The sequence below is a fragment of the Rheinheimera sp. genome (assembly GCF_030824435.1).
Classification (GTDB): Bacteria; Pseudomonadota; Gammaproteobacteria; order Enterobacterales; family Alteromonadaceae; genus Pararheinheimera.
On record NZ_JAVBXS010000030.1, the window covers coordinates 1 to 13800 of the forward strand.

Genomic DNA, 13800 nt, shown 5'->3' on the forward strand with positions numbered 1-13800 from the left:
GGAAGCTGAAAAAAAGAAAAAAGAAGCTGATGTTGCGCTCAAAAAGAAAAAAGAGCAGGACAAGCTGAAAAAAGAACAGGAAAAAAAGAAAAAAGAAGAAGCAAAGAAAAAGGCTGATGAAAAAGCCAAACTTGAGAAAAAGAAAAAAGACGATTTAGCGAAAAAGAAAAAAGCTGAAGAGTTAAAGAAGAAAAAGGCAGAAGACAAAAAACGCCAGCAGGAACTTGAACGTCAGGCTGAAGAGCAGATGATGGAAGACGAGTTGGCGGAAGAAGCCGAAGAAGCACGACGTTTGGCAAGGCAAGGGCAGCTGCTCACTGAAAAACAGCGTTATGTTGCCATGATTGTTGAGCGGGTAAGGCAAAGTTGGTTTACTGACGACACCATGAATGGCAAAGAATGTGTAATTTCGCTGAATCTGGCCAGTAACGGTTTTGTGATTAACATGAATGTTGAAGGCGGTGACGCCGGCGTGTGTAATGCCGCGGTCAATGCGATTAACCGTGTCGGTCGGTTCCCAATGCCGGATGATCCGGAATTGAATGCCGAGTTCCGTCAATTGAAGTTACCTTTTAAAAAATAAGTTGAGACCATACGACAATGATATTCAAGTTGATAGGAAAAGCAGCGATAGTGGCGATGGCAATTGTATCGCTGAAAACTTACGCGTCTTTGGAAATTGTGATTACAGAAGGTGTTGATTCAGCGCGTCCTGTGGCCATAGTTCCATTTACTTTTGTTGGACAAAATCAGCCAACGCAAAATATCAGCCAGATTGTTGCCGCCGATTTAATGCGCAGTGGTAAGTTTAATCCGGTGAATGTAATGCGCATGCCACAACAACCGCAAAACAGCAGTCAGTTTAATGCTGCGGCCTGGAGTAAAACCGGTATTGAGGCTGTGGTCATGGGCACAGTAAAAGAAGTAGGTCTTGACCGTTATACTATTAGTTATGAACTGGTCGATGTGATTAAAGCCAATGGTGGTGTAGGTCAACCTATGATGACTGCTGGTGGACGTCTGGTTGCAGGCAGCAATCATATTCTGCATTCAAGTGAAATTACCATTGCTGGAAAATTGTTTCGTCAATATGCACATCGTATGAGTGATGTTATTTATGAAAAATTGACTGGCGAAAGAGGTGCATTTTCCACGAAAATAGCCTATGTATTAGTGCGTGATAAACAAGAGTATCGTTATCAACTAGTTGTGGCAGATTATGATGGTGAAAATGAGCAGGTGTTATTAAGGGCAAAAGAGCCTTTAATGTCACCCACCTGGTCACCTGATGGTACTAAATTAGCCTACGTTACTTTTGAACGTAAACAATCGCAGATTTATATTCAGGATGTTTATACCGCACGTCGTAGTATTCTGACTTCTTTTAAAGGCATCAATAGTGCACCGGTTTGGTCACCAGATGGTCGCAAAATGGCGATGACTTTATCAAAAGATGGTAATACTGAGATTTATGTGATGGATATTGCCAGTAAAAATCTGGCAAAATTAACGAATCACCGTGCTATTGATACAGAGCCAAACTGGAGTCCTGATAGTCAATCGATTATTTTTACTTCAGAAAGGGGCGGAAATCCGCAGTTATATTCAGTAGATATCAACACAAAAGCGACAACTCGTGTTACTTTTGAAGGTGAAATGAATTTAGCGGGTAAATTTACACCTAACGGCCAAGCAATTGTTATGGTAAACCGGACAAACGGTCAGTATAATATTGCGCGCATGGATAGGACTACCCGTCAAATGCAAGTGCTGACTCGCACTTATTTGGATGAGTCACCAAGCATTGCGCCTAACGGCTCAATGATTATTTATAGTACTTTGCACGGTTCGTCACAAGTACTGGCACTGGTCTCCATGGACGGTCGCTTTAAAGCAAGGTTGCCTGCTGCTAATGGGAGAGTTAAATCCCCGGCGTGGTCACCGTTTTTATAAAACACAAAAATTTGGTTAATCGTTTTACTAAGGAAAAAATCATGAACTTAAATAAAGTTTTAAAAGGTTTGTTAGTAGCAGTGCCAGTGCTGACTTTAGCTGCATGTAGCTCTAACAACGAAACTGACGCTGGCGATGCAAACGCAAACACCAACGCTCCAGTACAAGCTGTTGATCAAGGCATGAGCGATGCAGAACAACTGCGTCAGCAATTAGAAGCTCTGCGTCAACAAAACACTATTTACTTCGACTTTGACAAGTCAGCTATCCGTTCTGAATTCGCTTCAGTTCTGGACGCTCACGCTGCTTTCCTGCGTGCCCGTACTACTGTTTCTGTAACAGTTGAAGGTCACACTGACGCCCGTGGTACTCCAGAGTACAACATCGCTCTGGGTGAGCGTCGTGCTCAGTCAGTTCAAAGCTACCTGGAAAACCTGGGTGTTGCTGCTGGCCAAATGTCAGTAGTTAGCTACGGCGAAGAAAAACCAGTTGACGCTGGTAACACTGAAGACGCGTTTGCTAAAAACCGTCGCGCTGTTTTAGTTTACTAATTTACTAGTGAGTGTGCATGGACGTTAAAAAGTCACTGATTACTGCACTTTCTTTAGTTGCAGTAGCTGTATTAGCTGATCCAGCGCCCGTTGCTGACTTAAGTCGCAGCAGCAATAAGAGTTATGCCGCACAATCAGGTAGCCGTAGTGGTTCTGTTGAAGAACGCTTGGCTGCACTGGAACGTGTTGTTGAAGCTCGCGCTGCTGCTCAACTTCAGATGCAGCAACAACTCCAGACTTTACTTGATGAAGTCAGTGAGTTAAGCGGCAAAACAGAAATGCACTCTTATAAATTAGAAGAGATATTGCAGCAACAGCGTGATATCTATCAGGAAATTGACCGCCGGATGGGTGGCCAGGGTAATGCGGCATCACAGGTACAGTCTTCTGCACCTGCTACTGTGCAACCTTCGGCTAACGTTCCTGCGGGCAATCCCGCCGCCGTTGTAGCTGCCGATCAGGTTGCTGCAGCGGATGTTGCGGCTGCACCAGCTGCAACTTCAGTCAATATGACCGAAGCTCAGGCTTATGAGCAAGCTATCAATTACGTGATAAAAGACAATAACTACGCTGCAGCTATTCCGGCGTTTGAAGCTTTTATTCAGGAATACCCAAATTCAGACTACACGTCAAACTCTCACTACTGGCTCGGCCAGTTGTATTATCAAAAGAATGAGTTAGCCAAAGCTAAAACTCATTTTGAACGTGTAGTCACACAATACCCGAACACTACCCGTGTTCCTGACGCTTTATTAAAACTGGGCATGGTTGCAGAAAAGCAGAACGAAGCAGCTGCAGCTAAAAAGTATTACAACCAGTTGGTTAAAAGTTTCCCGAAATCCAAGCCAGCGGCAACAGCCCGAAAGAAGCTTGAGACGATGTAAAGTCGTTTTTCTATAGAGAACCCGCTGCAAAGCGGGTTTTTTTATTGCTGAAATCTGTATTTTTTCTGTTTTTGTATGATGCACCGGAAGAAGCTTTGTAGTTGATGCTGCTGATAATTCAGGCACGCATTGCGTTAATATTCTACAGTGAATTGCTGTAGTGCTGCGAAAATAAGCAGTTGGTGCGACAAAAGGCCCTTTTTGGCAAATATTGGTTGCACTGAGCGCGTAAATAAGTAAGATATGCCTCCGCGACAGGGGTCATTAGCTCAGCTGGTAGAGCAGCGGACTTTTAATCCGTTGGTCGATGATTCGAATTCATCATGACCCACCACTTTCGCGCAAACAATAGATTGAACTGGGTCATTAGCTCAGCTGGTAGAGCAGCGGACTTTTAATCCGTTGGTCGATGATTCGAATTCATCATGACCCACCAGTTCAGTCCTATCGTTTGGGTCATTAGCTCAGCTGGTAGAGCAGCGGACTTTTAATCCGTTGGTCGATGGTTCGAATCCATCATGACCCACCATCTTCTTGTTAGTCCCGTAAGGGGTCATTAGCTCAGCTGGTAGAGCAGCGGACTTTTAATCCGTTGGTCGATGGTTCGAATCCATCATGACCCACCACTTCCCCGATAGTTTTTCTCCTTGCAAAACCCGTGTATAATGCGCCACCTTTTGATTGTTGGATGGTCAGCATGAATCAAGCACTGCAGTTTAATGAACTTGAATATGTCTTCCCAAAAAAGCCGTTGCCATTAAGCGCTGACGACAAACAAGCTTATAAAAATCGTATTAAACAATTATTGATTGAGCGTGACGCCGTTCTGGTGGCGCATTATTACACCGACCCGGAAATTCAGGCTTTGGCCGAAGAAACCGGCGGTTGTGTGTCAGATTCATTAGAAATGGCCCGTTTTGGCAATCAGCACCCGGCAAAAACACTGATTGTTGCCGGAGTGAAGTTTATGGGCGAAACGGCGAAAATTCTGACGCCGGAAAAAACCGTATTAATGCCAACGCTTGAAGCCACATGCTCGCTGGATTTGGGTTGCCCTGCGGAAGAGTTTTCTGCTTTTTGTGATGCTCACCCTGACCGCGTTGTGGTGGTATACGCCAACACTTCTGCTGCGGTAAAAGCCCGTGCTGATTGGGTGGTGACTTCTTCTATTGCTTTGGATGTGATTGAACATCTGGACAGTGAAGGCAAAAAAATCCTCTGGGGCCCGGACAAACATTTAGGCGCTTATGTACAAAAACAAACAGACGCCGATATGTTGTTGTGGCAGGGCGCTTGTATTGTGCATGACGAGTTTAAAGCTAACGCTCTGGTTGAGCTGAAAAAACAATATCCAAATGCAGCTGTATTGGTGCACCCGGAATCTCCGGCAGCTGTGGTGGATTTGGCCGATGCCGTTGGTTCAACCAGTCAGCTGATTAAAGCCAGTCAAACCATGGCAAACGACACTTTTATTGTTGCTACTGACAAAGGCATTTTTTATAAGATGCAGCAGGCGATGCCGGATAAGACTTTTATTGAAGCGCCAACGGGTGGTAACGGCGCTACGTGCCGTAGCTGCGCTCATTGCCCCTGGATGGCAATGAATGGCTTAAAAGCCATTGAAGAAGCGCTGACGGACGCCAGCGGCCATGAAATTTTTGTCGATGCTGCACTTCGTGACAGAGCTTTATTGCCACTGGATCGCATGTTAGGTTTTGCCAAAAGCAACAGAGTTGCGGTAAAGGGCAACGCCTAAAGTTGTAGAAATAGCGGCTTTGCTGAAAATTCCAGCGAAAAGCGGCATAACAGTAATTTATTGTTGCGCCGCGCGTTGAATTTACCTAGTATAGCCGCGCTTGCTGAAGCAAGTTCTGGAGAGATGGCTGAGTGGCTGAAGGCGCACGCCTGGAAAGTGTGTTTAGGTTAACCCCTAACGAGGGTTCGAATCCCTCTCTCTCCGCCAGATATAAAACAAAAAGCCCCGTACGAAAGTACGGGGCTTTTTGTTTTATATCTGTGGCTGAAAGCGGCTTTGGGTTGAACCCTTGGTTTTAGCTGGCATTCTCTACACCTTCTGGCTTTGCAGGCAAATAGACGTCAGTCAAAATAGCCAGATAAGCTGTTTTTGCTGCAGTCACTGCAGGTCGCCATGTAAATCACTGCGAAGAGCATAAGCTTTTGCTAAAATCCCGCTTTTGACTCATGCCGCCGGAAATTGCTGATGTTTTGTCCATATTTTGTAGCCGATACCTGCCGCTCTTGTTCAGAGCTGAATACTGCTTATGCAGTGCAACTGGCGGCCAAACAACAACAGCTGCAACAGTTATTGCCAAATAATATGCCTTACCAATTGTTGCCACCTGTCGTTTCCGCTGAAGCAGGCTTTCGCAACAAAGCCAAAATGGTGGTGATGGGTACGTCGGATGCACCTGTGCTTGGCATTCTGAACCACTATCAACAGCAGGTTGATTTAACAGCTTGCCCTTTGTACCCGGCTGATTTTCAACAAGCTTTTTCCCATATCCGCAGTTTTATCCGTTTGGCGAGGCTTGAACCTTATCAGTTGGCGGAGAAAAAGGGCGAGCTGAAGTATGTGTTGTTAACCCAAAGCCAGGCGACAGGGCAGTGGATGTTGCGTTTGGTGTTGCGTTCAAAAAACCATCTGGCCGCTATCATTAAATATTTGCCGGTGCTGCAACAACAATGGCCAGAGCTGGCGGTGTGCTCAGTCAATCTGCAGCCAGAGCATAAAGCTGTGCTGGAAGGTGAGCAGGAAATCATACTGACTGAACAGCAACAATTACCTGAGCTTTTTAACGGCGTGCCGTTATTTATCCAACCACAAAGTTTTTTTCAGACCAATCCCGAACTTGCAAAATGTCTGTATCAGACAGCCCGTGACTGGACAGCTGATTTACCTGTTCAGCGGGTTTGGGACCTATTTTGTGGTGTTGGTGGTTTTGGGTTGCATCTGGCTAAAACCGGCCGGGAAATTACCGGTATTGAAATATCTGCAGCAGCTATTGCCTGCGCACAGAAGTCGGCTGCATTAATGCAGAATGTGCACCTGCAGTTTCAGGCGCTGGACGCTGCTGCTTTTGCCAGCGCTCAACAACAAAGTCCGGATCTGTTAGTGGTGAACCCACCACGCCGCGGCCTTGGCAAAACACTGTGTGAAACCGTCAGCCAATTACAACCGGCCTGGTTGTTATATTCCAGCTGTAATCCACAAAGTCTGGCGCAAGATTTAACCCAGTTGCCGGACTTCCGGCTGGAAAAAGCGCAGTTGTTTGATTTTTTCCCTCATACCGGCCATGCCGAAGTCTTGTGTTTATTAAAACGAAACTCCGGCTGCTAACAACCAACTTGTGACTTCAGATTGAGTCTTTGTTTTGGCAAGCCAGGCAAAACTGCAGTGGTTGTTTTTGCGGTTCTGGCTCAGATCAGTCCGAAGTTTGCCTTTTATCGTTGTTGTTCTTTGCCAGTACTGCCCGACAGACGAGCTTCAACCCTGAGGTGTGGTTTGTGCTGACATTGGTTGGCAAATGGCAGGGGCAGGCAATTGCAATTTTGTCAGACTGATAAACCGGCCGCCGTCAAATTGCAGCTGATAAATGGCACCGTAGTCCTGCTCTGTCAGCTCTGCTTGTGGCTCTGCACTTAATAAAGCTGCCAGCTGCGGTATGGTGTTGCTGTGGCCAACCACCAGCGCGTTTTGCTGTTGTTGCTGAAGTTGCGTGGCCAGCGCCGCAATATCGGCCGCCGGGTAACTATATAAACTGCGCCCCTGGGTCAGCATTGCTTCGGCCGTTTGTTTAGTGCGCTGAAATGGGGTGTGATAAAGCGCCTTAATAGCGGTGGGGGCCAATAAAGTAGCAAGGGCTGCCGCCTGTGCCTGACCACAGGCCGATAGTTTTGGATCTTTACCTGCATCAGCTTTATGCGCATGCCGCGTCAGATACAGCTGATAAGGGGCAGCTGTCACTACAGTACTAAGGTTGGTCAGCATCAGCAGAGCAGCCAGAGCAAGATAAATTATCTTCAAATTTTTTAACCCCTTTTTGTTTGTTCAATCGTCCAATAAAAAACGCAATAAAAAGGACGGAACTATGAGCAACGATATGTCAGTTTTTTATACTTCACAGACGCCACTGCGGGCGCGTTTAGGCACAGTATTATTGGCCATTTTTATTACTTTATTGATTTTCCGGCTGATGGCTAATTTGCTGGGTACTGAACCCGCGCCACCACCACCTTTACCACCCCCAATGGCCGTGGAATTGTTTGAACCCAGAGCCGACACTGCTGTGCATCCAAAAGTTTTGTTAACACCACCGGCGCCACCTGTTGAACCGCCGGCCAGACAGGAATTTGAAATATCAGACGATCCCTATTTAACAGAGGCCGGGTTACCAGAAGCGATACCGGATATTGCCATCAGCCAGCAACAGGGGCAATACCTGAGGGAAACCGACTTTGATGCCAGACCTCTGGTTCGGGTAGAGCCTCAGTACCCGGCTGCGGCAGCCCGTGAAGGTATCAGTGGTTGGGTGCAACTGAGCTTTAGTATTGACGCAACCGGGGCTGTCACAGATATAGTGGTATTAGATGCTGAACCAAAACGTGTTTTTGAACAGGCGGCAGTGCGGGCTTTAAAACGCTGGAAATATCAGCCATCCACCGAAGGTGGTGTTGCCTACAAACAAACCGGACTGACAGTACAACTGGATTTTAGCCTGGAACAATAAAAAACGCCGTGGCACAAAAAAGCAGGACCTTCTGGCCAGAGTACTGACTTTGCTGCAAAAGCGAAGTCAGTATACTCAGTAGCGCTAAGGCTATGTTGTTAAGCAGAAAGCGGTTTTTGGCAGGAGTTTTTATGGGATGGAAACAAATTGGCATCCGGCTTGGCGGCTTAGGTCTGGCCTTACCAAGGCCTCAGGTGCAGGCACAACATCAGGAACTGACAGCGCAGTTTTTACTGTATGCCGACGCCTTGTATCATTTTTTGTTAACACAAAGCGATGCAGAGCTGGCGCAGGATATTAGCCAGCAAAGTTGGCTCAAGCTGTTGGAATTGCAACAACAACAGCCGGAACAGCATAACACCGCAGCGAATGAAAGCTCTGCAACCGCGATTCATCCGGCCTGTTTTCAGCAGCGTAGCCAGTTTAAAACCTGGTTGTTTGCTCTGGCAAGAAATGCGCTTTTTGATGAGTTGCGCCGCAGACAGCGCTGGTCTACCCAGGAATTAACCGAACACTGCTTGTTGTCTGATGCCGCAGATGGCCAGTTACAGCAGTTGATGCTGGCTGAGCAACAACGCACGTTACAGCATGCCATCAGCCTGTTGCCACTGTTGCAAAAAGAAGCCTTGTTGTTGCAGCTGGAAGGATTTTCGCTGGATGAGATTGCCAACATCAGTGGCAGCAGCACAGAAACCGTAAAAAGCCGGCTCAGATACGCAAGAGCCAGCCTCAGTCAAGCTCTGGAGCATGATGATGACAATACCAAATAACAAGCCGGATGCTGAAAAGGCCGACAACAAGAGCCAGGCCGCTGAGCCTGCCGTGCAGTCTGATGCCTTGTCTGAGCAGCTTGAGGCCTGGTATCAGCAAAGTTCAGCCCAGCATCAGATGCCGGCAGTGGCAAAACGCCGTTTGTTACAACAACTCAAAACGCAGCCAAAGCCTCACTTCTCTGTGTTGTTGCTTCGTTTTATACGCTGGTTCAGTTGGCCGAAATTGCAGGCCGTCACGGCAGTTTTTGCTTTGGGGCTTGGCTGGCATTTATGGCAACAACAGCAGTTGTCTTATCAAATCAGTCAGACGGATCTGTTGATCCCGGTGCAAATCCATCAGTTGAGTACTGAAACTGCAACAATAAGCAGTGTGCCTGCCAGGGTCAGCCGGCAACAGTTGTTTAGCCAAAGTTATCAGGATTACATCAAAAGTGTTGAGCTTGGTGCAGCGGTTAAACAACAGGTGTTAGCGCGACAAGCTGCCGCTGGTGGTTGGCAGCTGGATTTATGTCAACAGTTGCAGTTACAACTGACCGAAGGCTGGTTGCAGGAATTTAAACAACAACAACAATGGTCGGAGCCCGAGTGGACTTTGCTGGCAACCAGCCGTTATCTGGAGGTTTCTACTGGCGCCAATGGCCAGATCATCGCGTTAAAAGCGACAGCGCAGCCGCCTTCTTGTGCACCTTAACAACCTGGATTGGCATATTGGCTGCGCAAAGCTGGGCGATAGGGCGTGCTTAGGGTAACATGGCTGCCCTGATTGCCCCATTAACTCTGATTGTGCTGTTGTTGTGACTTTTGATGACTGACTTAATTTACCTGCGATCTTATCCGGACAGTATCCAGCAACAGGTGCGCCAGTTGTTGCACAAAGGCAGTCTGGGTGACAGCTTAAAACGCCGTTATCCGGACGATAGCCACAATATTCAGACTGATAAAGCTTTATATGAGCTGACGTTACAGCTGAAACAGCAGTTTATGAAAAGCAGCGACCCTATCAGCAAAGTGCAGTTTGATGCCAAAATTCATGTGATCCACAATGCGCTCGGCACCCATAGTCAAATCAGCAGGGTGCAGGGCGGCAAGCTCAAAAGTAAAAATGAAATCCGTGTCGCCAGCTTGTTAAAACAAATGCCGTTGCCTATTCTGCGCATGGTGGTTGTGCATGAATTAGCCCATTTAAGGGAAAAAGATCACAACAAGGCGTTTTATCAATTGTGTCAGTATATGGAACCCCAGTATCATCAACTGGAACTGGATCTGCGATTGTTCCTGACCTGGCGCGACAGTCAAAGCTGAGCTCAGTCGGACAGCAAGGAGTGGCAGGTGGCAACAACAACCCATATTTTTGTTTATGGTTTATTAACCTTCCCGGACATTGTCACGGCCATCACTGGCCAGCAGATCCAGATGAAACCGGCCGTTTTGACCGGATTTCGTCGTTATGGCTTAAGTCAAAGCCCAACAGAAACGCCGGTGCCGGTGTTGTTGCCAGAGCCAGGTTATCGGCAGGCTGGTCAGCTGTTGCTGAATGTAGAGCAGCAGGCTGTTGAAAAATTAGATTTTTTTGAAGATCTGGACTCAGGACATTATGTCAAAACTGCAGTGCGGGTTGAAGTTGAAGGTCGATGGCTGGACGCCTTTTGTTATTGTGCCGGACCGGCACTGGCGCCTTATGCCAGTGGTGACTGGTCGGCAGAACGAGTGACCGAACAGGACAAACAGTATTTTATTCAAACATTGATCCCAGAAATGCTGGCTGCACTGGCCAACCGTTCGCAGTAAATTTTTCCGCTGTGTTCCGGTATGGTCGGTGGCATTTTGCAGGCTTGTGCTGCACTTCAGCCAGGGTTTTGGATCCCGGAAGGAATTATGATCAAACAAAGTTTGATGGCTGCATTATTTTTGCTGACGACCTCTGTCGCGGCGGCGCCATCTGTTGCACAGTTTTCTGAAGAGTTTCATCGCGAATTTACCCGTAAAATGAGTAAAAACCAGATCCCTGGTGGCGTTTATGTCATTGTTAAAGATGACAAAATTGTCAGGGTAGGGGCTTTTGGTGTGCGCTCGCACGGCACCAAAGCTAAAGTGGATGCCAATACGGTGTTCCGGCTGGCTTCGGTTTCCAAAACTTTTGCCGGAGGTTTGGCGGCCCAGGTAGAGCATGAAGGTCGTTTTGACTGGAACGACAAGGTCACTAAATATGTGCCGGGTTTTCGTTTTCGCAGCCCAAATATGACAGCCAAACTGAAAATCGAACATCTGTTGGCGCAAAATGCCGGCGTTAGTCCCAATGCCTTTGACGACCTGATTGAAGCTAATATGACACCGGCGCAAATTTTGCCGAAATTTGGCAACATCAACCCACGTTGCCAGCCCGGCAAATGTTATGGCTACCAGAATGTGTTGTTTAGTCTGATTGAAACTGTGTTACACAAAACCACCAACATGCCGTACGAACGTCTGATAGAACAACGCATTTTTAAACCTTTGCAAATGCACAATGCTTCCGTGGGTTACGCCGCTTTTCTTGCCAGTAAAAACCGTGCTATGCCACATGTCAAAGTGCGTCGCGGCTGGGGCGAAGCCAAAGTGGTACCTACCTATTACCGGGTGAATCCTGCCGCTGGTGTAAATGCCAGTGCTATGGATATGGGCAAATGGCTGATAGCAAGGCTTGGACACAACCCTAATGTGCTGTCGCCAGCCATGCTGACGGATATTCACAAAGCCCGTATTAAAACGGCCGATAACCTCAGTGGCCGCACCTTTGGTCCTTATGTGGCCGATGCTTATTACGGTTTAGGCACCCGCATTTATCAGTTTGGTAAACATAAACTTTATTATCATGGCGGCCTGGTGAAAGGCTATCGTACTGATATGTCTTATTCACCGGAAAAAGGTCTGGGTTTGGTGGTGTTGCTAAATGCCCAAAGTAATCTGGTGGCTGAGCTGTCCAGTTATTTCTGGGCCACTATGCTGGACACCCAGCCGCAAGCCACACCAAAACCCAAACGTAAAAAAAAGGTGCGTAAAGTCGCCCAACAAATGGAACCTTTGTTTACACCTTTTGAATATGAAACTGATGAGCTTATGTCGGAAAATCTGACACCTGAGCTGATGGCCGCTTTGGCTGAATTGCCAGCCAACGAATAACTACAGCGGTTGTGAACAGAAGTAAAAGGAGCTGCGATCAGCTCCTTTTGTATTTTGCTGATAAGGTCACGGCTTTAGGCGCTGAGTACCCGCTGATATAAATCCAGATAAAAATCCAGCTTGATGGCGGGTAATTGCTGTAATAGCTGTTGTTTTAACTCTGCGTTCACTTTGTAACCCAAGGGGATCATTTGTAGCAATTGCTCAAGTTCGGCAGCTTTGTCCGGTTGAAATATCCAGCTGAGCTGCTGACGCTTTTGGTGTTGAAAACCAGGTTGCTGCTGAATTTGCGCCGGATGTAGCCGTACTTCCTGATAAATCTGTTGTTTAAGCTGCAGCAAATGTTCAGGCGCAGGTGTGACAGTCAATAACAAAGCACCAGGCGCCGCTACCCGCGCCAGCTCACTGGGTTCTGACGGTGCGTAAATCCGCAATAACAATGCAAAACTCTGATCAGCAAAAGGCAAATGATAACTGCTTGCTACAGCACAATGCAGTTGCGGATATTTTTTGCTGGCGGCTTTTACCGCAGCTTTGGAAATATCAATACCATAAACCTGCAGCTGTGGCAGTGCCTGTGCCAGCCTGTTGCTGTAATAACCTTCACCACAACCTATATCGAGTAAAGCCAGTTGGGCGGGCGTTGTATTGGGGCTTATTGTGGCAGCTGTTTCACTTGTTGTGCTTAGCAATAACTGATTCACAGCGTCAGACAGCGGCTGATAAAAACCGGCTTCCAGAAAGGCACGGCGCGCCTGAATCATCTCTGCACTGTCGCCTGGCGTTAATGACTTTTTCTGTTGTACCGGCAATAAATGAAAATATCCTTCGCGCGCGCGATCAAACTGATGGCGGTTGCTGCAGTTTAAACCTGCCGCGTTGGCAATAAGGGGTTGTTGGCAAAGTGGGCAGCGGTACATAACAATCCGGAACTAAGAAAAAGGGCATTATAAAGATTGTTGGGCCTGAAGTCGCCTGTTGCAAGGCCTGCTCTTTTAGCCTTGCAAGGGGCTGATTCAGCCAGCGGGAAATGTATATAGTCCGCCTGAGTCCGACGCATAAAACCACTGCTGAAGTGGAAGCCGGTGTTGTTAGTTTTGTTGATAATCGGCCGGGTGGTTATTTAACTCGGCAGCCAGTGCCATTAATAACCGGGTCCAGTCATCAATTAACCGGGATTTTGAACGTCTGCTGTCGTAGAGCTGTAAAGTTAATGTCAGTTCACAGCCAAAAGGCATAGGCAACAAAGTGATCCAGACCAGATCAGGTTCTGGTTGTGCCACCGGCGGATACAAACTGAACAACAATTGATGAGGTGGGCTGATTTGTAAATATTCGCCACAATGCACCAGTTCGCGGCCGTTGCGCCGTTCCACAATACGGTAGCTGCCGCCCACTTTGGCATCGATAGAGGCATGTTGTAACTGTCCATCCGGGTGGGTAAACAACCATTGACCAACATGTTTTTCATCCAGCCAATATTGAAAAACCACGTTTGCCGGGGCTTCAAAACAATGACTGACACTGAGTTGTTGCGGAGTGCGATCCATCTTTGCTCCAGAATTTAAAAACCGAAAGTCTGCCTGAAACAGCGGCAAAAATTGCTTTGGCAATTGTAGCCGTCATTGCCGATTTTTGGCCGTAATTCATACAATTGGCCACAAATTGTCAGCGTTTTATCAGGTTTTGACCAGGGTATTGTTGTTGCGTTCGGCCGCAGTCAAATTGAAAG

At 47.2% G+C, this 13800-nt stretch carries 15 protein-coding genes and 5 tRNA genes; 17 read left to right on the forward strand and 3 right to left on the reverse strand.

The window, feature by feature from the left end; genetic code table 11:
- The 11 genes from tolA to rlmC form a co-directional block, all read left to right on the forward strand.
- Window positions 1-583 (forward strand): cell envelope integrity protein TolA (gene tolA / locus RCH83_RS07810; RefSeq protein ID WP_306520710.1); only part of this gene is annotated, 583 nt, incomplete at its 5' end.
- Between the two features lie 56 nt (window positions 584-639).
- Window positions 640-1953: a Tol-Pal system beta propeller repeat protein TolB gene (gene tolB, locus RCH83_RS07815; RefSeq protein WP_306520738.1), complete on the forward strand. Its 1314-nt coding sequence runs from the start codon at window positions 640-642 to the stop codon at window positions 1951-1953.
- A 41-nt stretch (window positions 1954-1994) separates the two neighbouring features.
- Complete coding sequence (gene pal / locus RCH83_RS07820; RefSeq protein ID WP_306520712.1) at window positions 1995-2504, forward strand: peptidoglycan-associated lipoprotein Pal; 510 nt, start codon at window positions 1995-1997, stop codon at window positions 2502-2504.
- Window positions 2505-2521: 17 nt separating this feature from the next.
- Window positions 2522-3388, forward strand: coding sequence for a tol-pal system protein YbgF (ybgF, locus tag RCH83_RS07825; RefSeq protein ID WP_306520714.1), 867 nt, complete (start codon window positions 2522-2524; stop codon window positions 3386-3388).
- A gap of 258 nt (window positions 3389-3646) precedes the next feature.
- Window positions 3647-3722 (forward strand) — tRNA-Lys (locus tag RCH83_RS07830).
- A gap of 26 nt (window positions 3723-3748) precedes the next feature.
- Window positions 3749-3824 (forward strand) — tRNA-Lys (locus RCH83_RS07835).
- A gap of 17 nt (window positions 3825-3841) precedes the next feature.
- A tRNA-Lys gene (locus RCH83_RS07840) sits at window positions 3842-3917 on the forward strand.
- Between the two features lie 21 nt (window positions 3918-3938).
- Window positions 3939-4014, forward strand: a tRNA-Lys gene (locus RCH83_RS07845).
- A 71-nt stretch (window positions 4015-4085) separates the two neighbouring features.
- Window positions 4086-5144, forward strand: coding sequence for a quinolinate synthase NadA (nadA, locus tag RCH83_RS07850; protein ID WP_306520716.1), 1059 nt, complete (start codon window positions 4086-4088; stop codon window positions 5142-5144).
- A gap of 117 nt (window positions 5145-5261) precedes the next feature.
- Window positions 5262-5351 (forward strand) — tRNA-Ser (locus RCH83_RS07855).
- A 258-nt stretch (window positions 5352-5609) separates the two neighbouring features.
- Entirely contained in the window at window positions 5610-6746 is a 1137-nt protein-coding gene (rlmC, locus tag RCH83_RS07860; RefSeq protein WP_306520718.1) for a 23S rRNA (uracil(747)-C(5))-methyltransferase RlmC, read from the forward strand.
- A 147-nt stretch (window positions 6747-6893) separates the two neighbouring features.
- Here rlmC and RCH83_RS07865 read toward each other — a convergent pair whose 3' ends face one another.
- Window positions 6894-7433, reverse strand: coding sequence for a histidine phosphatase family protein (locus tag RCH83_RS07865; protein ID WP_306520720.1), 540 nt, complete (start codon window positions 7431-7433; stop codon window positions 6894-6896).
- Window positions 7434-7497: 64 nt separating this feature from the next.
- Here RCH83_RS07865 and RCH83_RS07870 point away from each other — a divergent pair, with 64 nt between their 5' ends.
- The 6 genes from RCH83_RS07870 (at window position 7498) to RCH83_RS07895 (ending at window position 12068) form a co-directional block, all read left to right on the forward strand.
- Window positions 7498-8136, forward strand: coding sequence for an energy transducer TonB (locus RCH83_RS07870; protein WP_306520722.1), 639 nt, complete (start codon window positions 7498-7500; stop codon window positions 8134-8136).
- A gap of 131 nt (window positions 8137-8267) precedes the next feature.
- The gene (locus RCH83_RS07875) at window positions 8268-8906 is read left to right on the forward strand and encodes a sigma-70 family RNA polymerase sigma factor (protein ID WP_306520724.1); all 639 of its coding nucleotides are present in this window, start codon (window positions 8268-8270) and stop codon (window positions 8904-8906) included.
- Window positions 8890-9600 (forward strand): hypothetical protein, encoded by a 711-nt coding sequence (locus RCH83_RS07880; protein ID WP_306520726.1) that lies wholly within the window; start codon window positions 8890-8892, stop codon window positions 9598-9600. Before RCH83_RS07875 ends, RCH83_RS07880 begins: the two co-directional genes overlap by 17 nt.
- A gap of 113 nt (window positions 9601-9713) precedes the next feature.
- Window positions 9714-10211: a M48 family metallopeptidase gene (locus RCH83_RS07885; protein ID WP_306520728.1), complete on the forward strand. Its 498-nt coding sequence runs from the start codon at window positions 9714-9716 to the stop codon at window positions 10209-10211.
- A 27-nt stretch (window positions 10212-10238) separates the two neighbouring features.
- Window positions 10239-10697, forward strand: coding sequence for a gamma-glutamylcyclotransferase family protein (locus RCH83_RS07890; RefSeq protein WP_306520730.1), 459 nt, complete (start codon window positions 10239-10241; stop codon window positions 10695-10697).
- Between the two features lie 87 nt (window positions 10698-10784).
- On the forward strand, window positions 10785-12068 hold the full coding sequence (locus tag RCH83_RS07895; RefSeq protein ID WP_306520732.1) for a serine hydrolase: 1284 nt from the start codon (window positions 10785-10787) through the stop codon (window positions 12066-12068).
- 74 nt (window positions 12069-12142) lie between these two features.
- Here the strand turns inward: RCH83_RS07895 and rlmA are convergent, their stop codons facing one another.
- Both rlmA and RCH83_RS07905 read right to left on the reverse strand, forming a co-directional pair.
- Window positions 12143-12988, reverse strand: coding sequence for a 23S rRNA (guanine(745)-N(1))-methyltransferase (rlmA, locus tag RCH83_RS07900; protein WP_306520734.1), 846 nt, complete (start codon window positions 12986-12988; stop codon window positions 12143-12145).
- Between the two features lie 171 nt (window positions 12989-13159).
- Entirely contained in the window at window positions 13160-13618 is a 459-nt protein-coding gene (locus RCH83_RS07905) for an SRPBCC domain-containing protein (RefSeq protein ID WP_306520736.1), read from the reverse strand.
- Window positions 13619-13800: the final 182 nt, after the last annotated feature.